The organism is Rhodophyticola sp. CCM32, assembly GCF_004751985.1.
Lineage (GTDB): Bacteria > Pseudomonadota > Alphaproteobacteria > Rhodobacterales > Rhodobacteraceae > Rhodophyticola.
The window spans coordinates 1,058,379-1,079,952 of sequence record NZ_CP038492.1 but is presented as its reverse complement, the minus strand read 5'-3'; the positions used below and the strand labels follow the sequence as shown (position 1 = coordinate 1,079,952).

20 protein-coding genes and 1 pseudogene are annotated in these 21,574 nt (G+C 56.9%); 7 read left to right on the top strand and 14 right to left on the bottom strand.

Going from position 1 to position 21,574, the window contains the following annotated elements; all coding sequences use genetic code 11:
* Positions 1-102: 102 nt before the first annotated feature.
* The 11 genes from E2K80_RS05300 to E2K80_RS05250 form a co-directional block, all read right to left on the bottom strand.
* A complete protein-coding gene (locus E2K80_RS05300) occupies positions 103-1,539 on the bottom strand; it encodes a hydantoinase/oxoprolinase family protein (protein ID WP_338014579.1) in 1,437 nt (478 codons plus the stop codon).
* Positions 1,536-3,206 carry a thiamine pyrophosphate-binding protein gene (locus E2K80_RS05295; protein WP_135373440.1) on the bottom strand — a complete coding sequence of 557 codons (1,671 nt, stop codon included), beginning with the start codon at positions 3,204-3,206 and terminating at the stop codon, positions 1,536-1,538. Before E2K80_RS05295 ends, E2K80_RS05300 begins: the two co-directional genes overlap by 4 nt.
* A gap of 110 nt (positions 3,207-3,316) precedes the next feature.
* Positions 3,317-4,048, bottom strand: a complete 732-nt coding sequence (locus tag E2K80_RS05290; RefSeq protein WP_135373438.1) for an aspartate/glutamate racemase family protein — start codon at positions 4,046-4,048, stop codon at positions 3,317-3,319.
* A 9-nt stretch (positions 4,049-4,057) separates the two neighbouring features.
* Complete coding sequence (locus E2K80_RS05285; RefSeq protein WP_135373436.1) at positions 4,058-4,807, bottom strand: SDR family NAD(P)-dependent oxidoreductase; 750 nt, start codon at positions 4,805-4,807, stop codon at positions 4,058-4,060.
* Entirely contained in the window at positions 4,804-5,547 is a 744-nt protein-coding gene (locus E2K80_RS05280; RefSeq protein WP_135373434.1) for an SDR family oxidoreductase, read from the bottom strand. The genes E2K80_RS05285 and E2K80_RS05280 overlap by 4 nt, the downstream gene beginning before the upstream one ends.
* Positions 5,548-5,550: 3 nt before the next feature.
* Positions 5,551-6,216 (bottom strand): amino acid ABC transporter permease, encoded by a 666-nt coding sequence (locus E2K80_RS05275; protein ID WP_135373432.1) that lies wholly within the window; start codon positions 6,214-6,216, stop codon positions 5,551-5,553.
* A gap of 11 nt (positions 6,217-6,227) precedes the next feature.
* Complete coding sequence (locus tag E2K80_RS05270) at positions 6,228-6,899, bottom strand: amino acid ABC transporter permease (protein ID WP_135373430.1); 672 nt, start codon at positions 6,897-6,899, stop codon at positions 6,228-6,230.
* A gap of 4 nt (positions 6,900-6,903) precedes the next feature.
* Complete coding sequence (locus E2K80_RS05265; protein ID WP_238475665.1) at positions 6,904-7,749, bottom strand: amino acid ABC transporter ATP-binding protein; 846 nt, start codon at positions 7,747-7,749, stop codon at positions 6,904-6,906.
* The gene (locus E2K80_RS05260; protein WP_135373426.1) at positions 7,718-8,536 is read right to left on the bottom strand and encodes a substrate-binding periplasmic protein; all 819 of its coding nucleotides are present in this window, start codon (positions 8,534-8,536) and stop codon (positions 7,718-7,720) included. The genes E2K80_RS05265 and E2K80_RS05260 overlap by 32 nt, the downstream gene beginning before the upstream one ends.
* Before the next feature lie 106 nt (positions 8,537-8,642).
* On the bottom strand, positions 8,643-10,061 hold the full coding sequence (locus tag E2K80_RS05255; protein ID WP_135373424.1) for an FAD-binding oxidoreductase: 1,419 nt from the start codon (positions 10,059-10,061) through the stop codon (positions 8,643-8,645).
* A 4-nt stretch (positions 10,062-10,065) separates the two neighbouring features.
* Positions 10,066-11,493 (bottom strand): aldehyde dehydrogenase family protein, encoded by a 1,428-nt coding sequence (locus E2K80_RS05250; protein WP_135373422.1) that lies wholly within the window; start codon positions 11,491-11,493, stop codon positions 10,066-10,068.
* Between the two features lie 478 nt (positions 11,494-11,971).
* Between E2K80_RS05250 and E2K80_RS05245 the strand changes: the two genes are divergently transcribed.
* Positions 11,972-13,417, top strand: a complete 1,446-nt coding sequence (locus tag E2K80_RS05245; RefSeq protein ID WP_135373420.1) for an IS1182 family transposase — start codon at positions 11,972-11,974, stop codon at positions 13,415-13,417.
* Between the two features lie 459 nt (positions 13,418-13,876).
* Here the strand turns inward: E2K80_RS05245 and E2K80_RS05240 are convergent.
* Positions 13,877-14,026, bottom strand: a pseudogene (locus E2K80_RS05240) (IS110 family transposase); the annotation flags it as partial.
* A 48-nt stretch (positions 14,027-14,074) separates the two neighbouring features.
* Between E2K80_RS05240 and E2K80_RS05235 the strand changes: the two are divergent.
* The 3 genes from E2K80_RS05235 (at position 14,075) to E2K80_RS05225 (ending at position 15,736) form a co-directional block, all read left to right on the top strand.
* Positions 14,075-14,692 carry an ATP-binding domain-containing protein gene (locus E2K80_RS05235; RefSeq protein WP_135373418.1) on the top strand — a complete coding sequence of 206 codons (618 nt, stop codon included), beginning with the start codon at positions 14,075-14,077 and terminating at the stop codon, positions 14,690-14,692.
* 116 nt (positions 14,693-14,808) lie between these two features.
* Complete coding sequence (locus tag E2K80_RS20015) at positions 14,809-15,537, top strand: IS30 family transposase (protein WP_135372300.1); 729 nt, start codon at positions 14,809-14,811, stop codon at positions 15,535-15,537.
* Entirely contained in the window at positions 15,446-15,736 is a 291-nt protein-coding gene (locus E2K80_RS05225; RefSeq protein WP_168193041.1) for an IS30 family transposase, read from the top strand. Before E2K80_RS20015 ends, E2K80_RS05225 begins: the two co-directional genes overlap by 92 nt.
* 211 nt (positions 15,737-15,947) lie before the next feature.
* Here E2K80_RS05225 and hppD read toward each other — a convergent pair whose 3' ends face one another.
* Positions 15,948-17,045, bottom strand: a complete 1,098-nt coding sequence (gene hppD / locus E2K80_RS05220; RefSeq protein WP_135373416.1) for a 4-hydroxyphenylpyruvate dioxygenase — start codon at positions 17,043-17,045, stop codon at positions 15,948-15,950.
* 146 nt (positions 17,046-17,191) lie between these two features.
* On the opposite strand from hppD, the gene E2K80_RS05215 reads away from it, so the two are divergent.
* Together E2K80_RS05215 and E2K80_RS05210 are read left to right on the top strand one after the other, a co-directional pair.
* Positions 17,192-17,647, top strand: coding sequence for an Lrp/AsnC family transcriptional regulator (locus E2K80_RS05215; protein WP_135373414.1), 456 nt, complete (start codon positions 17,192-17,194; stop codon positions 17,645-17,647).
* Between the two features lie 26 nt (positions 17,648-17,673).
* Positions 17,674-19,638 carry a monovalent cation:proton antiporter-2 (CPA2) family protein gene (locus tag E2K80_RS05210; RefSeq protein ID WP_135373412.1) on the top strand — a complete coding sequence of 655 codons (1,965 nt, stop codon included), beginning with the start codon at positions 17,674-17,676 and terminating at the stop codon, positions 19,636-19,638.
* 25 nt (positions 19,639-19,663) lie between these two features.
* On the opposite strand, the gene cobT is transcribed toward E2K80_RS05210, so the two are convergent.
* Positions 19,664-20,680: a nicotinate-nucleotide--dimethylbenzimidazole phosphoribosyltransferase gene (gene cobT, locus E2K80_RS05205; RefSeq protein WP_135373410.1), complete on the bottom strand. Its 1,017-nt coding sequence runs from the start codon at positions 20,678-20,680 to the stop codon at positions 19,664-19,666.
* Here cobT and cobS point away from each other — a divergent pair.
* Entirely contained in the window at positions 20,679-21,548 is an 870-nt protein-coding gene (gene cobS, locus E2K80_RS05200) for an adenosylcobinamide-GDP ribazoletransferase (RefSeq protein ID WP_338014578.1), read from the top strand. The two genes, cobT and cobS, sit on opposite strands and share 2 nt — an antisense overlap.
* Positions 21,549-21,574 lie beyond the last annotated feature (26 nt).

Below are 21,574 nucleotides of genomic sequence, written 5' to 3'. Positions count from 1 at the left end.
CGTCAAATGTTGAAAGCCCCACATGCCGCGAGGCAAGCGCCTCGTACCCAAACGGGGCCTTCAGGAACCCGATGGCCGATCCAACGCCTGCACCCTGCGGAATCACGCATTGATCCACGCCCAGCTTTTCACAGAGCCGCGCCGCATGAAGTGGGGCCGCCCCCCGAATGCGATCATCACATTTTCGGATACATTTTTGCCATTCTCAACCGCATGCACGCGCGCGGCATTTGCCATGTTTTCATCAACGACCTCGCAAATGCCAAACGCGGCCTCAAGCGGGGTGAGCGACAATGCGGCGCCCACCTCCTTTTCGATGGCGGTCTCGGATGCTGATTTGGACAGTTTGATTGCGCCACCGGCGAAGTTGTCAGGATCAATCTTACCCAAAACAACATCTGCATCGGTGATCGTTGGCCGGTCGCCCCCACGGCCGTAACAGGCGGGGCCGGGTTCAGAGGCTGCTGATTCCGGGCCGGTCTGAATGCGCTCCATGGCATCAACCCACGCAATTGATCCGCCACCCGCCCCGATCTCAATCATCTCGATCACGGGAATTGATATTGGCATGCCAGAGCCTTTGCAGAACCGATAGGTCCGCGCGACTTCAAACGTGCGGGCCGTTTGGGGTGTGAAGTCTTCGATCAGGCAAATCTTGGCGGTGGTGCCCCCCATATCAAAGGACACCACCTTTTCCAGATCAAAGCGCGCGGCGATGTCTGCGGCAAAGATCGCGCCACCCGCAGGGCCGGATTCAACCAACCGCACCGGAAATGCGATGGCCGTATCAACCGAGATCAACCCACCGCCGGAATGGATCATAAAGATGGGGCACTGTGCGCCCTGTTCCTTCATGCGCGATTGCAAACGGGTCAAGTAGTCCTGCATTTGCGGGCGCACATATGCATTGGCACACACGGTGTTAAACCGTTCAAATTCGCGCATCTGCGGCGACACTTCGGCACTGATCGAGATTGGAATACCGGGCAGTTTAGCAGCCAGAATGGCGCGCGCGCGCTCTTCATGGGCGGGGTTTTGATAAGAGTGGATAAAGCCTATTGCAATGGCTTCAAACGCTTCGGCAGCCAGTTCATTGGCAAGAGCCTCTAGCCGCACCTCATCCAACGCCAACAACTCACGTCCCTGCGCGTCCAGTCGTCCGGCAATCGGAAAACGGTGTTGGCGCGGAATCAGCGGGGTGGGCAAAACGAGGTTCAGATCATATTGATCGAACCGGTTTTCCGTTCGCATTTCAATGACATCGCGAAAACCTTCGGTCGTCACCAATGCAGTCTTCGCCCCACGTCGTTCAATCAAGGAATTGGTCGCCAGCGTCGTGCCGTGGATCACGATATCGAGGTCGGAAAAACCGATCCCGGCTTGTTTCGTGACAACCCCTATCCCATCCAAGATGGCCTGTTCGGGGGCGGCGTAATTGGTCAGCACCTTGGTCGAAAACAGCGTGCCGCGCAGGTCGAGCGCGACGTCGGTGAACGTGCCACCAATGTCAGCGCCAAGGCGTATTTCTCCCGCGGTCATTGTGCGGCCTTTTGGGCTGCTGCGCGCATTTGGCTGAGGGTCTGCCGCGGTGTTAGGGCTTCTGGCGAAATATCAAGCTCCAGGATTGCACCACCTTGCGATGCCATGGCGCGTTCAAATGCTGGCGCGAACTCTTCTGTTGTCGATACATTCTCAGCGTGAAAGCCATAGGCCTTGGCAAGTGTTACAAAATCGGGATTTTCGAGCGTCGTGCCGGAAACGCGCGCTGGATAATTCTTTTCCTGATGCATCCTTATGGTGCCATAGGTGCCGTTGTTGAGGATCAGAATTATCGGTTGCGCACCCGCCTGCATCGCGCTGCCCAACTCGGTGCAATTCATCTGAAAATCACCGTCGCCTGCAAAACAGACAACCGTTCTGAGTGGATATGTAGCCTTGGCGGCAATCGCCGCAGGCACACCGTACCCCATCGCGCCTGACTGCGGAGCCAACAGGCGTTGATCAGGCCCGAATTTGAAAAACTTGTTGGGCCAGACGGTGAAATTTCCGGCCCCGTTTGTTAAAATGGCATCGCTTGGCAGCCTGTCGCGCAACCATGCCGTGACCGCAACCATATCGACCGGACTGGGTTGGGCGGGCGCATCAAAGCTGGCCTCATACCCGGCACGCGCATCGCTGCGCCAGGTGGCCCAGGGCCCAGCGATGGCCTGCTGCGCTAGTCTGACGGCGAAGGCATTCGGACCGGCATGAATACCAACTGTCGGCACGTAGATTTTTCGCAACTCGCGATCCGAGGCATGCACATGGATCAGCTTTTGCGCAGGAATCGGAACGTTCAACAGCGTGTAACCGTCGGTCGTCATCTCGCCGAACCGAACATTGACCGCGAGGATGACGTCTGCGGAGGTGATCAGCTCTTTGGTGGCAGCCGTCATTCCGACGCCAGCATCGCCGACATAGGTATCAAGGTGGTTGTCAAACAAATCCTGAAACCGAAACGCAGCAAGAACGGGAATATCCGCAGCTTGCGCGAAAACCTGCATAGCCTGTGTGCCCTTAGGCAACCACCCACTGCCTCCCATAAGGATCAAGGGGCGCTCGGCCTCAGCGAGAATTGACGTCACCTCCGAAAGCGTTTCGTCAGACAAAACGGGCTCATGAACCCGGCTTGCCGTCGTCAATGCAGGAACATCTGTTGTCGAGGTTAACATGTCTTCGGGCAGAGCAATCACAACCGGGCCGGGCCTGCCGCTGATCGCGGTCGACCACGCGCGGGCCAGAATTTCAGGAATGCGATCCACATCATCAATTTCCGTGACCCATTTCGCAACCGACCCGAAAAAGGCGTGATAATCGACCTCCTGAAAGGCTTCCCGGCCCTGCATATCGGTCCCCACTTGCCCCACGAAAAGGATCATTGGCGTGCTGTCTTGCATCGCCGTATGTACGCCTATTGAGGCGTTCGTTGCCCCCGGTCCGCGCGTCACAAAACACAGGCCCGGTGACCCTGTCAGCTTGCCATATGCGCTGGCCATGAACGCCGCGCCGCCCTCATTTCGGCACAGCACGAAATCCAACGCGCCTTGGGTGTCGTGCAAAGCATCCAGAACGGCCAGATAGCTTTCACCGGGCACCCCGAAACTTTTGCTGGCACCGAGGCCGATTAAGCAATCAACGAGAAGCTTTCCGCCAGTAGACTGAGACATTTGTGAAGTCCGATAATTAGGGGTTTGCGTGCAAAAAGAGTAGTCAGAGCAAAGCCCGATTTCAGTACAGAAATTGTTAGAATGCCCAAGTAATCATCAAAGAATGGTTTTTAGATAAGGCCGACATAAGGTTTGCACGCTAACGACGTGTGGACGTATTTGATCATTGTGATGAAATCGAAAACCGGCAACCCTGTCGCGGCCTGAATGGCATGGGCGTAGGGGGGCAGATCACTGCATTCCAGCAAGATGGCCCCCAGATCGGGATGGTCGTGCATCAGCTGGTTCGCCACGCCAACCACACCCACACGGATTGCGTCGTCATCCAACGTGCAGTCTGGTTCAAAGATGGCTTGGGTAAAGGCGCGGTTGTGTTCCATGCCTGCGACAGCCAAGGGAGTGGTTTCACTGATGCCCGTGTTTTCAAGGTGCTCAGTGGTCAGGTTCGAACTGCTGGCAGAGATGATGCCGACGCGTTTGCCCGTGATCTGATGGATGAACGGTACTTGGAGCAGGCTGGATAGAAAGACCGGGATACTGACCGCTGCCGCGATTTCCTTTTGGAACAGCGCCATGAATCCGCAGCCACTAGTGATCGCCTTGACGCCTTCGGCCTCCAACTTTTGCGCGGCCTCAATGAAAGGGGCAAGCAGTTCGGGATCACGGTTGTAGATCAGCCGGTCGTTTGTGGCTCCGGCGACAGCGGCGTATCGCACGGGAAAATCATAGGTGGTTGCATTCGCAACATTGCCCGGAATGTAGGGGTATTCGCAGTCCAGGACGATAATACCGATGTTCTCGCCGGCCCAAGACTGTGATTTCAGACGTGATTTGTAGATCATAAGCTAGCCTTACGCATAAATGTATCCGCCAGAGACGATGATGTTTTCGCCGGTCATATAGGTGTTCTTTGGCCCGCCAGCCATCATCACCCACTCTGCCATTTCGCGGGGTTCACCACCACGGCCCAGCGGACTTGCGGCGGCAAGTTCGCCCAAGAAGCCAGAAGCGCGTGCCTTCTCAGTGGCCATCCCAGCAGGCGCAACAGAGTTGACCAGGATGCCATCAGGGGCCACTTCGTGTGCGACGCTTTTGGTCAAGCTGACCACGGCTGCTTTCGTGGCGGCATAATGAGCGTTTTGCGGATGCGCCTTGAAGGCATCGACCGACGTTATGTTTACGATCCGGCCTTTGACCACAACGTCCGTGGTTTGTGCGCGGAACTGCGCGATGGCCGCGACCATCATGTGGTACGTGCCTTTGATATTGACCGCGTTGGACGCATCCCAATCAGCATCGGTAATCTCAAGGAGTGGTTTGCGAGGATAGATCGCGGCAGAATTTATCAACGTGTCCACTCGGCCCAAGTCAGAAGCCACTGCGTTGAGGGCGGCATGGGCATCTGGCCCCTTGCGGATATCGCAAGACGCAAAAGCGGTGCGCAGGCCCGCAGCTTTGGCAGTGGCCAAGGCGGCCTCGGCGGCACTCGCATCAATGTCGATAATACCAATCCCGCTCGCGCCGTATTCCACAGCCATTTCCGCCATCAGCAAGCCCAAGCCCGCCCCACCGCCGACAATCACGACAGATAAATCTTTCATTTCTGATCCTTAGTTGCAAAGCCACCGCCGCCTACAAATTGCGCGGTTGGCAGAATATCAAAACGGGTCACGTCGACATGGGGCGGCATGGCCAACACGGTTGTCAGCATGTGTGCTACATCTTGCGGCTGAACAGCCTGAAACACAGAATACATTTCTGCGCGAGCGTCTTCCGTTAGTGCATCGCGATAAAGCGCTGTTTCAACCCGGCCTGCCACGACTTCCGTCACGCGCACACCATTGCCCGACAGATCGCAGCGCAAACCAGCGGCAAAGCTGGCAATTGCTGCTTTTGAAGCGGCATAAACCGCCATGTTGGGAAAGGGCGCATGTCCGGCGGTCGAGCCCGTGAAAAATACATGACCCTGTCCGCGCGCAATCATAGATGGCAAAACCAGTCGTGTGGTAGCAAGTGTTGCGCTCAGATTCACTTCAAGCGTTGTGTCGATGTCCGATTGCGCCATATCCGCAAACGATCCCATCGGTGGCATAATACCGGCGTTATTAACCAGCACATCAATGGTTTCGTCTTCAATTGCGGCGGCGAGCGCCTCTCGGTCTGTCAGATCCAACGCGAGCGGACGAATACCATTCTTCGCGGACATATCGGCCAGATTGGCTTTGCTTCGCCCAAGGGCAATCACTTCATATCCGGCGTCACACAGCGCAAAGCTGATTGCTTTGCCGATCCCGCTCGTGGCACCCGTGACCAGAGCGCGTGGTTTAGGAGTTGAAATCATGCTTTAGGCCTTAACAACTTTGAGTAGTTTTGCCTCAACCACGCTGACCGCGCGGGTCAAAGGAAAGCCGATTGCAAAATAAATCAGAGCTACGACGGTCAAAATTTCAATCGGACGTGCCACGTTGTTGGCGATGTTTTGGCCGACATACATCAAATCCGCCATGCCGACGGCTGACACCAGCGCGCTTTCCTTGAACAACGACACAACGTTGGACAACAGGTTCGGGATCGCGCGAAGAATGGCCTGCGGCAGTACCACGAAAAGCGTCGTCACACTTTTTGGCAAACCCAAGGCGGTGCAGGCGTCTTGTTGGGATCTCTCAATGGAATTGAGAGCGGCCCGAAAGCTCTCCGATGTGATGGCACCTGAATAAAGTGAAAGGGCAATGACCACTGAGGTAAAGCCGCTGAGGTTGACGTTTAAAAACAAGGGTAGACAAAAGAATATCCAAAACAGCTGGATCAGCACCGGAGTGCCGCGGAAAAACTCGACGTAAATGGTGCTGACCCCGTAAATGAGCCAATTCGATGATGTTCGCGCAAGACTAAGGATGAACCCCCAAACCAGCCCGATAAAGATGGCCAGACCAACGAATTGTAACGTCGTCCAAAGCCCCTTTAATAGCACCCACCGAAAGTCCCACAGGAAAGTAAAATCAAGTTCCATCAGATTACTCCCTATGATCCCATGAGGCGTTTGCTACGCCGCTCAAGATATGTGACGGCCTGCGAGACAGGAAACGACACCGCGAAATACATCAGTGCGACCAGCGTCAGCGTCTCGATCGGGCGGAAGGTTTGCGAAGACAGGTAGCGGCCTTGGTACATCAGGTCTTCGACCGAGATCAGCGCCACAAGTGCAGATTGCTGGAAAATCCCAATGCCGTTTGTGATCAATACCGGCATCGCCAGCAGCAACGCCTGAGGTAGGATCACAAAGAAAATCCGCTGAAACACATTCAGGCCCAAAGCCGTGCTGGCATCGGTGTGGGATTCAGGAATGGATTGGATCGCGGCGCGGTAAGATTCTGAGTTGAAGGCGGCAAGGTTTAGGCCCAAGGCCAGCAGCCCCATGAACTGCGCACTCCACCAGACGTTAAAGAGGATCGGTACGCAGAAAAAGAACCAAACCAGTTGGATCAATGCTGGCGTGCACCGAAAGAATTCCACATAGAAGGTCAGCGGCCAAGTGATCAATTTGATTTTCGACATTATCCCGATGGCCACGATAAAACCAAGAACCAGACCGATGACATTCGCCCAGAGCGTGAGTTCAAGCGTGACCCATAGCCCCTCCACCAAGGTCGGGAGTGCATTTTCGACATGGAACCAACTGAAATCATAATCCATGCCGTTACCCTTCTATGTTGAGAACATTGCGTAGAAAATCACGGGTCCGTTCTTGTTGTGGGTTGCCGAATAGATCATCTGGCGCTGCGGCCTCAATCACCTTGCCGCGTTCCTGAAATACTACTTGCGTAGCGATGTTACGGGCAAAATGCATGTCGTGGGTAACGATCATCATGGGCATACCGGCCTCGGCCAGTTCCATCATGGTTTGTTCAACTTCTTTGACCAATTCAGGGTCCAACGCAGATGTCACCTCGTCGAACAACATCAGCTTGGGATCGAGCATCAAGGCACGGGCAATCGCGACCCGTTGTTTTTGCCCACCAGATAGCTGCGAGGGGTAGAATTTGGCCCGGTCGCCCAAACCAAAGCGTTCCAGCAGCCCCATCGCTTTTTCTTGGGCATCTTTTTTCGCCATACCGCGCGACCGGACGGGGGCCAGACACAGGTTTCCTAGAACAGATAAATGCGGAAAAAGCGTGTAGTGCTGGAACACCATGCCGACTTCTTTTTGGACGGTCTTGTCCAGGCGCATTTTGCCGCGTTCGGCACCGGTGATGTAATCGCCGCCGCCCAACGAGATTTTGCCTCCGGCGATATCTTCCAGCCCCATCATGCATCGCAGCAACGTAGATTTTCCGCACCCTGATGGCCCAATCAGCACCAGCCTGTCAGTGGCGTTCATCGTCAGGTCGAACCCGTCAAATATGGATAAAGTACCGTAGCGTTTGACCAATCCGTCTATTTCTACAAATGCCATAAAATGCCCTTCCAGCTTGGGAATACCGCCCCGTTCAGGGGCGGTACAAAAAGCTAGGTTATTCGACCATTGCGGCAGCTGCGGCCTCATACAGACGCTGTACAGCACCGGTTGCGACCATCTCTTCGAGATAGATGTCGAGAACCTGAATGTCCTCCAAAGGCACGGAGTTGCGTAGTCCAAAGGCGATACCCTGCTTTGCAATTGCTGGATTTGGCAGGACTTGCGCAGCCCAGTCTGGGTTCTGTGCAATCGTGAAGCGGTGAATGTCGCTATCGGTTGCAAAAACGTCAGCACGGTTTGCAATGATCGCGAGACGGCCTTCGTTTGCCCCGTCAAGACGCACGATATTTGCGTTTTCAATTTGAGGCGTGATCGACAGATCGCCGGCCGCACCTTGCATCACCGCAATCGTCATGCCCTCAACGTCGAAATCAGCCAGCGCTGTCATATCAGCCGAAATCTTTGGGTTACGCGTATCATAGAGCAGACCGATCTCATAGCTCCAGATCGGGATAGAATAGTTCAGCGCCAAGGCACGTTGCGGGTTGCGGTTCAGTCCCGAAGAAATATCCCAACGGCCAGCCTGAACACCGGCAACCATGTTGCCCCATGTGGTTTCGACAATTTCGACTTCGACATCAATTGAGGCAGCAAAACCTTCCATGACGTCCAAGAAGTAGCCTGACCATTCGCCCGATGCCGGGTCACGGACCATCAGGGGGGGCGCTTCTGCCACGCCGACGCGCAAAGTGCCGCGCTCTTGCACATCTTGCCAGAGATTTTCGCTCTCTTGCGCGACGGCTGCTCCGCCGAGCGCGATGGTCGAAACTGCGATCGCAGCCACGAAAGATTTCAGATTGCGTAGAATGGTCATGGATTTTCCCCTGTGTGGTTTTGGCTCCTGGGTGAAGCGTATTTAGCAATTACTGTTGCAAGCTTGCGCGCCAGGGGACGGCTGGACAAAACAAGAAATCCATCAGTTAAGAAAGTTTATCTTGTGGTCCGCCGCGAGTCACGATCACACCGGGGTTCATTACATCACTCTGATCGATTGCTTGCTTGATTTGGCGCATCAATTGTCGTTCAACCGGGCTGCGCAGCTCATCAGCATACGCAATTTTGCTGCTACCAAGCCCGTGCTCAGCGGCAAGACTGCCCCCGGCGTCTTCGGCCATTCGGTAAATGTTGGCTGACAAAGTATCCTTGAGATCTCCGAAATCCGACTGTCCCTTCGGTGGGCTCAGATTGTAGTGAATGTTCCCATCCCCAAGATGCCCAAATGGATTGATATGTATACCCGGCAGCAGCTGCTCCAGGATCCCCCCCATCTCGGCTATAAAAGGTGCGACCTTTGCGACAGGGACAGAGATGTCGTGCTTAATTTGAGGGCCTTCCAATCGCTGGCCTTCGGGCATTTCTTCACGCAGACGCCAAAACACTGCGCGTTGTGCATCGCTTGAAGCCAATGCGCCGTCGATGCAAAGTTCCGCCGCAAAGCACTCAGCCAAAACCGCCTCAAGAAGTTGGGCAACATCGATATGTCCCGATGATGTTTCAACCTCAACCAGCACATAGGCAGCACTGCGGGTTTCAAGGGGATATTTCAACCCCTCCAGATGGAGAAGCGCCAGTTCCAAACCGATATCGCTAAAGAACTCTAGAGCGGTCAGGACTTCACCCAACTCGCGTCGTAGTGTTTGTCCCAAAGACATAAGCGCCTGAATGTCCTCGACCACGAGCAGTGCCGTGGCGCGGGAAACCGGTGCCGGAAACAAGCGCAAGCAAGCGCGTGTCACAATGCCAAGTGTCCCCTCAGCCCCGCAAAAGAGCTTGCGCAATTGATACCCGGCATTATCCTTTTGAACACTACGCATCCCATTCCAAACCTGCCCATCAGGTAGAACAACCTCTAGCCCCAACACAAGATCCTGCATCATCCCATAGCGCAACGCGTGGCTACCGCCTGCATTGGTCGCAATCAGGCCACCGATCTGGGCTGTGCCCTCGGCCCCCAGATGCATCGGAAAAATCAAGTCTTGATCGGCAAGCACTTCATGTAGATTTGCGAGAACGGCCCCGGCACCGACCGTGACGCAAAAGGCATCTGACTCAATCGGGCTAATGCCATTCATTCGCGACAGCGACAGAATAATCTGCCCTGCCCTCCCCGGTACTGCACCCGCACACAGACTGGTGTTGCCGCCCTGCGGGGTGATGGACACATCCGCTGCGTTGGCGAGCCTGACAACTTCGGCTACTTCTGCGGTGTTTTTCGGGCGCGCCACACCCATTGGGGTATGATCCTGCATGCGCAGCCAATCGGTTTGATAGGCATCCGTGTCTTCGGTTTGGAACCCGACAGGCCCCAACAAGTCCATCAATTCGTTTGCAAGGGTCATAGGATTACGCGGCATAGGTATAGGCGGTCTTGACCGAGGTATAGAACTCCACCGCGTAACGCCCTTGTTCACGCGACCCGAAAGATGACCCTTTGCGCCCGCCAAATGGCACATGATAGTCCACTCCTGCCCTCGGCAGATTCACCATGACCATTCCAGCCTGAGAGCGCCGTTTGAACTCACGCGCATATTTTAGCGACGCCGTGCAAATCCCGGAGGACAAGCCAAATTCAGTGTCGTTGGCCAAGGCAACGGCGTGGTCAAAGTCATCTGCCAAAATCACACTTGCACAGGGGCCGAAAATTTCTTCCCGACTACTACGCATATCATTGGTTGCCCCAACAAAAAGAGTCGGCGATTGAAAGAACCCTGTCCGTTCCAACTGCATTCCACCGACAATGTCTGCTCCTTCAGACCGTGCCAAATCGACATAGCCAAGGTTTCCGCGCAGCTGGCTTTCGGACACAACCGGACCGATTTGGGTCTTTGCATCCAAAGGATCGCCCAAGACCAGCGCGAACATGGCTTCGGTCATCCGCGCCACAAACGCGTCGTGAATGTCGCGATTGACGATCAACCGAGAGGACGCTGTGCAGCGCTGCCCCGTCGAGTAAAACGCTCCGTTGATGCAAGCAGGCACGGCGACATCCAGATCGGCATCCTCCATCACAACCATCGGGTTCTTGCCGCCCATTTCCATCTGAAGCTTTTTGCGATGACGTGCGCAGCCGTCGGCGATCTGCTGGCCGACAACCTCCGAACCAGTAAAGGAGATCGCAGCAACATCCAGGTGCGCCACCAAGGCTGGGTCGATCACCGACCCCGGCCCCATCACAAGATTGAATACACCCGGTGGGCATCCCGCCTCTAGCAAAATTCGCGCCATCACATGCGCGCTGGCGGGGGTCTGTTCAGCGCATTTCAGAACCACTGTATTGCCAAATGCCAGTGCAGGGGCAGTCTTCCAGGCGGGAATGGCGATCGGAAAGTTCCATGGCGTGATCAAGCCAATAACACCCAACGGCTCGCGCGTAACCTCGACATCCACGCTTTCGCGGATTGAGGCGATGGCATCTCCGGTCATACGCAGGGCTTCACCTGCGAAGAACTTAAACAGCTGTCCAGCGCGCGCTGTCTCACCCGTTGCTTCAGCCAACGTCTTGCCTTCCTCGCGGGCAAGCAACCGCCCGATCTCGTCCTTACGTGCGAGGATTAAACTCCCCGCCTTATCCAAGATGTCCGCACGGACCTGAGGCGATGTCGTCGCCCAGCCGTAAAACGCCTCGCTTGCAGCATTCACCGCCTGATCAACCGTTGTCCCGTCCCCGCGAGTGAAAAGACCGATGACGTCGTCTGGATTTGAAGGGTTCTTATTTTCAAAGGCAGCCTCGTCACCAAGCCAGTCTGAACCGACGAGATTCTTGTAGATCATTGGAACACCTTTTTGCACATTGGTGCCATCGTAACGACCAGACTGCCGACAACATGCGAAAGAAATTCTTCCATTGGCAAGTTTTTGATGTGTTGAAACGGCTGCAGCTCGCAATTGTTGCGCAGGGCTGCAATATGCAAATTCCCCGAACCGACAAGTAGGATTTGGAGGACAAGCTATAAATTGCTCTAGATTTCTCCGCTTCAGGCACTCTTTGCTGCACTCACGCAGTTTCAAATCGGGTCAACGGGGCAACTGCAACGAAAATCCCATTTGAATTGCCGAACGAAGATAAGAATATACAGCCCCTTTGTGGATTTGGGCTGCAGCGCAGCAACCGACTCGCCATGCATGCGAAGGTTTTCTGCATGAGCGAAAGCTGCGACCGCTCAAGTCCGCTTAGTCCGGAGGCTGTGTGGAAACTCCCCCTGTGATCTGAATGGTGGTATGATTTCTGCATTCGGTGCGGAGGCTATCCATGGGACAGTTTATCGAAGGTGTTGAGCGGCAACAGGCGGTATTGTTGCCCGAATGTCTGGATGATTATGTCGACGAGAACAGCCCGGTCCGGTCGATTGATGTGTTCGTTGAAATGCTTGATTTGGCGGAACTGGGTTTCCAAACCACGCCTGCTTCGACGGGGCGGCCCGGCTATCATCCCGGGCTGATGCTGCAAATTTATCTGTACGGTTACCTCAATCAGATTCAGTCCTCGCGGTGGTTGGAGCGGGAATGCGGCCGCAACATGGAACTCATTTGGCTGACCGGCCGGTTGAGGCCGGACTTCAAAACCATTGCTGACTTCCGCAAAGATAACGGGCCAGCGATCCGCAAGGTCTGCCAGCAGTTCGTGGCACTGTGTCGAAATATCAATCTGTTGGATGGGAACTTGGTCGCTATAGACGGCAGCCGATTCAAGGCGGTCAACTCCAAGGCCAAGAACTACACACGTGGCAAGCTGCGCCAGAAGCTGGGTGAGATTGATAAGGCCATTGAGCGTTATCTTGGTGAGTTGGATCGCGCCGACGAGGTGTTTGAGCAGACCGGAACAGTATTGCCAGAGGCGCGCATGGAACGCACCCTGCGAAAGCTGGAACATCTGCAAAAGGAAGCCCGTCGCTACAGATCGATCGAGAAACGCATGGATGAAACGGGCGAGACACAGGTCTCGCTGAGCGATCCTGACGCGCGATCCATGGCCACGACACCTCGCATGCCGCGCGTTGTTGGGTACAACGTGCAGACGGCGGTTGAGGCCGAGAACCACCTGATCGTCGCCCATGAAGTCACCATGCAGGGCTACGACAGGGACGCTTTGTCGATGATGGCGGTGGCTGCGCGCGATGCAATGGCCTCGGACCAGATTGAGGCCATCGCCGACAAGGGATACTACAAGAGCGAAGAAATCCTTGCCTGCGAAGAAGCCGGAATTGCGGTCGTTGTTCCCAAACCTCTGACATCAAATGCCGGTGCACGGGGGCAGTTCGACAAAGCTGATTTTGCCTACGACACTGCGGCTGACGCTTACATCTGCCCGGCAGGCCAACAGTTGATCTATCGGTTCACGGGCCAGCAAGACGGCAAAGCGATCCGGACCTACTGGTCCAGCCATTGCGAGGGTTGCGTGCTCAAGGACAAATGCACGAACAGCAAAGAACGCCGCATCCGCAGGTGGGAACATGAAGATGTTCTGGAACGTGTTCAGCAGTGCCTGGACAAGGACCCCACCCAACTTGCTGTGCGCAGCATGACGGTCGAACACCCCTATGGCACGATCAAGTCATGGATGGGTGCGACGCACTTCAAGATGAGGCGGCTGAAAAACGTCGCCACTGAGATGGCCTTGCACGTCCTCGCCTACAACATGACCCGCGTGATCAAGATTATGGGCATCCCCGCATTGATAGCCGTGATGAAGGCTTAAACGGCAGTAACTTGGCCAGACACGGGCATCTCAGTATCGCCAGATTGTCTCAAGAACGCCATTCCACCTGAATCCGCAGGATCAATCCGCAAAAACTGCACCCAAAACTAAACGGACATGACGCAGCACAAACCCAGCCAGTTTTCACACAGCCTCTCCGCGTTGCAGTCATATGGCCCCCAAAAGCGCTCGCTGCAGCGCCGCAAGTCCGTTTTGAGCCCAGATGTATGTACCGGCTGCTGTTCGCAAGTGAGATTTTGGCGTGGCTAGCGGTAGTCGCTGATATGTATCCGGCCTGTTTATCGGCTCGCGGGCCGTGGCCATTGTGGGTTACGCACGCGCCTTGATCTCATTAGTGACCAGGTCGATCATGACCATCTGGGCTCTCAGATTCTGGGGGCGTATTTTCTCCGTTCCAAGCTATTCTCCTTCGTGAACGTCTTTGTGACTTCGGGCGCGTTAGATTGCGGCCAAAGCCTCATCTCCAACAACCGTGTATTTCTTGCCATGACGTAGAACGCTCCAGGCAGTGCGTGCCAGCTTGTTGGCCAGCGCAACAGCGGCTTTATTGTGCGGCATCCGGCTCACAACCCCGCGCAGCCACGGGCCAGAGGGCGACATGTGGACGGCCTTGAAAAGCTATGAAAACGCGGTGCTGTGTCCCGTGGCTACACGCGCGACACGGCCATTGAGGCAATGGTCGAGACCTACGCCATGGATGTCGCCGCTAATGGTACCGCCAAATCGCGCCTCGCCTTCGCCCACAAACGCAAAGATGTGCACGCGCTCAATCAGGCCATCCGATCTGCGCTGCGCTCAGATCCCAATGCCCTACCCGAAACCCTGTTTGCAACCGACATGGGCAAAAGGGCCATTGCCACCGACGACCGCATCGTCTTCACGCACAACGACAAAGACATCGGCGTCAAAAATGGCATGCTGGGCACCGTCGTAAAAGCGGAGGATGGTCAAATGGCGGTTGCTCTCGACGGAGACAAAGACCGCCTCGTCCGTTTCAACCCATCGGACTTCCGCAGCTTCGACCACGGCTACGCCGTCACCATCCACAAATCCCAGGGAGCCACAGTCGATCAATCCTACATCCTCGCCTCCCGCTCCATGGACCGCCACCTCGCCTATGTCGCCATGACCCGCCACCGTGAAGATATGCGGCTCTTCATCAACAACCAAGATCGTCCAGCCTGGGCGATGGAGCGGGATCAGCAGCGCCGTCAACCGCCATCACACTCAAGGGATGGTCCGGCAATGGGTTAGAGGCGTTTGGCTGCAAGTCCAGCCACACGGTCAAACTGTGGAGAACACTGGCTTAAAGCACCCCTTGGATTCAACGCGCCATCGCAACTTAACGTTTATGACAGTGTAAGGCGGCGATGCTCTTATGCTGCTCACCGACTGAAGTTAAGGAGCATAGAATGCGAGCTTACCGCCGCCTTACAGAAGATGACCGTATAGAGATTTACGCAGCATTGACAGCGGGGGAGAGCCAGGCAGGCATTGCGCGCCGGATCGGATGTCACAAGTCGACCATCAGCCGGGAAGTTCGGCGCAATGCCGGCCTGCGTGGATATCACGCCAGACAAGCCCAACGCTTCAGCATGTCGCGGCGTATCCGTCTTGGACGGCGCCGGGTTTCACGGCAGCAATGGCGGATTGTCGAGGCTGGTCTGCGTCAGGACTGGAGCCCCGAACAGATCAACGGTGTGATGCGGCTCAAAGGCCTTGCCCCTGTGAGCCATGAACGCATTTATCAGCACATCTACGCCGATAAACGTGCAGGCGGCACGCTCTACACCCATCTGCGGGTTCACAAGAGGCGTCGTAAACGGCGCGGTGTCTTCAACAGACGCGGGCAAATCAAGGATCGCGTCTGGATCTCCGAGCGCCCCCGGATCGTCGATGCCAGAGCCCGTATCGGAGACTGGGAAGTCGATACGATCATAGGGCGCCAAAAACGATGCAGCCTTGATCACAATGACCGAACGCAAATCCCGCCTATGCAGGGCCGTAGTGGTCAAAGATCGCAGGGCAAAATCGGCACAGCAAGCCATCTCACGCACGCTCGGGCCTTTGCGGGACCACGTCCACACACTGACCTATGATAATGGGCCGGAGTTTTCGCACCACCAAAAGGTCAATCGCGACCTCGGTGCAAAGAGCTTCTTTGCGCATCCCTATCATTCCTGGGAGCGCGGTTCGAACGAAAATATGAATGGCTTGCTACGGCAATACTTCCCGAAAGGAAAATCCATGAAGGCCGTGACAAAGACGCAGATCAACGCAATCGTTGAACGCCTATAGCGTTTTGCGTTAACATTGAATCAGAATTCACTGCCTCTCAATCAGCAGGTCGCTGATTTCGAACGCGAATTCTGATGCGGACTGTTTCAATGAAAACGCAAAAAGCTTTGAACAACCGACCCAGAAAATGCCTTGGATACGATACACCAAATCAAGTATTCAAAGCGCAAACAGAAGATGTTGCGATGGCGCGTTGAATCCAAGGGGTGCTTTAAGACGCGTCGCTCAACACACCGCGTGCGATCTGATCGGCCTCGATGCTTTCAAACAGAGCTTTGAAATTGCCTTCGCCAAACCCGTCATCGCCTTTGCGCTGGATGAACTCAAAGAAGATCGGCCCGATCACGGTTTTCGAGAAGATTTGCAGCAAAATCCGCGTCTCGCCACCATCAACAACCCCTTCCCCGTCGATCAGGATGCCATGTTTCATCATCTTTTCGAGCGGCTCTTCATGATCCACGACCCGGGTCTTGCTCAGGTCATAATAGGTTGACGGCGGGGCGGGCATGAAACGGATACCCTTTTCCGCAATCGTGTCGGTCGCGGCATAGATATCATTGGTTCCGACAGCGATATGCTGGATGCCTTCGCCCTTGTAACGCTTGAGGTATTCGACGATCTGACCCTTCTCGCCCCGATCCTCGTTGATCGGAATACGGATGCGACCACAGGGCGAGGTCAGCGCCCGGCTGAGAAGCCCGGTAAACTTGCCCTCGATGTCAAAGAACCGGATTTCCCTGAAATTGAAAATCCGCCCGTAGAAATCGAACCAGACATCCATATTGCCCTTGTGGACATTATGGGTGAGGTGATCGAGATAGAAAAACCCGACACCTGCCGGATGGGCATCATGGACCCAGTTGAACTCGGTATTATAGGGGCTGGTGTCGTAATACTGATCCACCAGATAGATCAGGCTGCCACCGATGCCGATGATCGCGGGCACATCCATGGTCTTGTCAGTGCCGGTATATTCCTCGCCCCCGCAGGAGATCGCGTGTTTCAGCGCATGATCCGCGTCGACAACCCGCCAGGCCATGGACGGTGCGCAGGGCCCGTGTTCTTCCACAAAACGGCTGGCGAAACTGCCCGGCTCGGCATTCAGGGCATAGGTGATATCTCCCTGCTGCCACAGCTCGATGTTTTTGGTCTTATGGGTCGCGGTGTGGATATACCCCATGCAGGTGAACAGATCGCGCAACTGCTCAGGCTCGGGATGGGCGAATTCGACAAATTCGAACCCGTCCGTGCCCGCAGGGTTGGCCTCTGAAATGGTTGCACGGGGGGCGTCATGGGGAAACGGGCCCATCTGGTATCCTCCTGAAGGGTAAAGACTCTGTTCGCTGTGAGTATAATAGATCAGATTTCGTGCAAGTCTTGCGCGTATTTCTGGTGTTTTCCGGATAAATATGTAAAACACACGCATATTATCACCTGAAAACGCGGGTTTATCGCATGCTGGATGACACTGACCGCCGCCTTCTGAAAGCCCTGCAGAAAGATGCCAGCCTGACCGCACAGGAGCTTGGCGATCACCTGAACCTGTCGGCCAGTCAGGCCGGGCGGCGGCGGCAACGTCTGGAAACCCTTGGGCTGCTGACCGGCACCCGCGCCACTGTCGACCCGGGTCGTGTGGGTTTGGGGGTGCAGGCTTTCGTACAGGTGCAGATGGCGTCTCATAGTGACGACACTGCCGCCGGGTTCGCACAGCTGGTGCGCGCGCAGGAAGCGATCACCGCCGCGTTCACATTAACCGGAGAGGCCGATTATCTGTTGCGGATCTGGTGCGCCGATTTGCAAAGCTTACACAGGATCATTCACGGTATACTCTTGCCCCATCCCGCTGTCGCACGGGTGCAATCCCAGATCGTTATGGATCAAATGAAACCCGACGCGCCGCTGCCGCTTTAGAACGCGGCCCAAAAGGACGCCCGCTTATGGACGATTTCCTGCTACAGGCCACAATCTATCTTGGTGCGATGGTCATCGCCGTGCCGCTGTCGGTGCGGTTCGGCATGGGGTCAGTTCTGGGCTATCTGCTGGCGGGGATCCTGATCGGCCCGGTTCTGGGTCTGGTTGGTGCGGAAACCGAAGACCTGCAGCATTTCGCGGAATTCGGCGTGGTTCTGATGCTGTTCCTGATCGGGCTGGAACTGGACCCCAAGGGCCTGTGGGAGATGCGCAAGAAGCTGATCGGGCTGGGGGGCGCGCAAATTCTGCTTAGCACCGCAGCCCTGGCAGGCGGTGCGGTGATGCTGGGATTTGACTGGCAGACGGCGCTTGCGATCGGGATGATCCTGGCCCTGTCCTCGACCGCGATCGTTTTGCAGACATTGAACGAAAAGGGGCTGATGCAGACCGATGGCGGGCGGTCGGCCTTTTCCGTGTTGCTGACGCAGGATATCGCAGTGATCCCCATGCTGGCCCTGTTGCCATTGCTGTCGATCCCCAATCTGGTCAGGCTTGGCGGCGATGGCTCGATCCAGCGCGGGGTCGAGGAAAACACCCATGCCACCCTGTCCCTGGTCGAGGGCCTGCCCGGCTGGGGTGTGACGCTGGTGACCCTGGGCGCGGTCGCGGCGGTTATTCTGGCGGGCTATTACCTGTCGCATCCGCTGTTCCGTTTCATCCACATGGCGCGCCTGCGCGAGATGTATACCGCCGTGGCGCTGGTCATTGTTGTCGGCATCGCCTTTCTGATGATCCTTGTGGGTCTGTCCCCCGCCCTTGGGGCTTTTGTGGCCGGGGTGGTGCTTGCGAACTCGGAATTCCGGCATGAGTTGGAGGCGGATATCCAGCCTTTCAAAGGTCTGCTTCTGGGGCTTTTCTTCATCACCGTGGGGGCGGGTATCAATTTTGCCGTGCTTTGGGCCGATCTGTTCATCGTGGTCGGGCTGACCCTTGCGATCATGATCATCAAGGGTCTGCTGCTGTTTGCGATCGGTCTGGTGTTCCGGTTGCGCGGGCGCAATCTCTGGCTGTTCACGCTTGGTCTGGCCCAGGCAGGCGAATTCGGCTTTGTGCTGATCGCCTTCTCACTGCAGCAATCGGTTCTCGCCGCGCATGTGGGGCAATCGCTGCTGCTGGTGGTGGCACTGTCGATGCTGCTGACACCGCTGTTCTACATCCTCTATGAGATGCTCAGCCAACGGATGGCCGATACGGCGGAAGATTTGCCCGAGCCCGACAAGATCGACACCAAGGCCCCGATCATCATCGCAGGGATTGGCCGTTTCGGGCAGGTTGTGAACCGGATGATCCAGGCTTCGGGTTATAAAACCGTGGTGCTGGACAATGATCTGGCGATGATCCGGCTGATGCGCAATTTCGGGTTTCGCGGCTTTTTCGGGGATCCGACCCGGCCTGAATTGCTGCATGCGGCGGGGCTGGAGAATGCAAAGGTTCTGGTGGTGGCGGTGGATGACAAACAGGCGGCCCTGCGTCTGGTGGCCTATGCCCGCCGTCTGCGGCCCGATATTTCCATCACCGCCCGGGCCCATGACCGGCTGCATGTGTATGAGCTTTATAATGCGGGCGCCGATCATATCGTGCGCGAGATGTTTGACAGTTCCCTGCGCGCGGCGCGCTATGTGCTGGAGGATATGGGGCTGACCGATTACGAGGCCCATGAGGTGGAAACCGCGTTTTATCGCCATGACCGGCATAACCTGCGGACGCTGGCAGAAGTCTGGAAACCCGGCACCCCCGTGGCCCAGAACGAGGCCTATATGGCCCGCGCGCGTGAGTTGAACAACAATCTGGAAACCGCTTTGGTCAGCCAGCTGGATGAGATGGTGGATGAAGAGCCGCCGCAATCCGGGGCACGACGGACCCGCAGCGATGCGGGTGCCCTGCAAGGCGTGATCACCCGGCACAGTGAAACCGGACAGGGCGAAGGGTAAGGCGCGCCTGCCCGACCGGCAGGGCTCACCCCGCTGCGACACCTGCCTCGGCAAATGTCGCCATCCCGGAATGGCAGGCCAGTGCGGCTTTGAGGATCTGTATCGCAAGGGCGGCGCCGCTGCCTTCGCCAAGCCGCATATCCAGCGCCAGCAGAGGTTCTTTCCCAAGCGCGGCCAGCAGGCGGCCATGGGCCTGTTCGGCCGAGGCATGGCCCGCCACCGTATGATCAAGTGCGCCGGGCACAGCCTGGGCAAGGGTCGCAGCCGCCGTAGTGCAGATAAACCCGTCCAGTATCACCGGAATGCGCAACAGGCGCGCATGGGCGATGGCCCCGGCCATGGCGGCAAGCTCCCGCCCGCCCAGACAGCGCAGCGCCTCCAGCGGATCACCCGCAGCACCGGGATTGGCGGCCAGCCCGTCGCGCACAGTTTTCATCTTCACCGCAAGCCCGTCCGCGTCCACACCTGTGCCCCTGCCTGTCCAATCCCCCGCATCGCCGCCAAACAGTGCCAGGGCGATGGCAGCGGCAGAGGTTGTGTTGCCGATCCCCATTTCACCGGTGATCAGCAGATCAGCCTCCGGGTTCACCGCTTCCCAGCCGGTGGCGATGGCAGCCATCAAGCCGGCCTCGGACATGGCAGGCCCTTGGGTGAAATCCTCTGTGGGGTGATCCAGATCCAGCGCATGCACGCTCAACTCCGCACCCGCAGCTTTGCAAAGCTGGTTGATCGCCGCGCCCCCGGCCTGAAAATTCGCAACCATCTGCGCGGTCACCTCTGCCGGAAAGGCGCTGACACCCCGTGCGACAACCCCGTGATTCCCCGCGAAGACAAGCGCCTGCGATCTCGTGATCTGCGGTTGTGGATCGCCGCGCCAACCCGCATACCAGATCGCCAGATCCTCCAGCCGGCCAAGCGCGCCGGGGGGTTTGGTCAGTTGCCCGTTGCGCGCACCCGCGGCCCGGGTCGCATCCGCATCCGGCCCCGGGGCCTGTTTCAGAGCCGCACAAAGGGCGGTCCGGGTTTTGGGCGTGTCTGCCATGGCCAATAATGTCTTTCGTTGCGATGATCCCAGCTTTGGTGTTTATCGCAGCTTTGGCGACGCACCACGCGACAGAAAGGCCCAGTTGATGTCCAAGGGCAACATCTCCGATACGCAGCTTGCCCGGGCAAGCGACATCTGGCTGGCGCTTGGCCTGCTGACCCGCCTGCCCCTGCCTGCCGGTGGCGCGCCTGAACGCGGGGCGCAGGCGGCCTGGGCCTGGCCCCTGGCGGGTCTGGTTCTGGGCCTGTTGGGTGTGGGTATGATCTGGCTGGGTCGCTGGTTTGACCTGCCCGGGGGGCTGATATCTGCGCTGGTGCTGGCCGTGATGATTCTGGCCAGCGGGGCGCTGCACGAGGATGGTCTGGCCGATATGGCCGATGGTATCTGGGGCGGCTGGACGGTGGAACAACGGCTGGACATCATGCGCGACAGCCGGATCGGCACCTATGGCGTTCTGGCCCTGGTGCTCAGCCTGCTGGCGCGCTGGTCATTGATCGGCGCGCTGCTTTCCACACCTCTGGCCCTCGTCGCAGCCGCAGTGATTGGCCGGGCCCCGATGGTTACGGTCATGGCGCTTGTCAGGCCCGCGCGGGAAGACGGCCTGTCACGAAATACCGGGCAGCCAGAGGGGCGCACGGCCTGGCTGTCTGCCGGAGTAGCAATGATAATCGCCATCACCCTGACCGGTTGGGCCGGGGTGATGGCGTGTGTTGTGGCCTATCTTGTGGCGGGCGCGGTGGCCTGGCTGGCACATTCAAAAATCGGCGGCCAGACGGGCGACGTTCTGGGCGCCAGTCAACAACTGGCCGAAATCGCCGCCCTTGCCGTACTTGTTACGTCGCTGTCTTATAGCGTTTTCGATTAAACGTGATGTACCCAATATCATCTAAC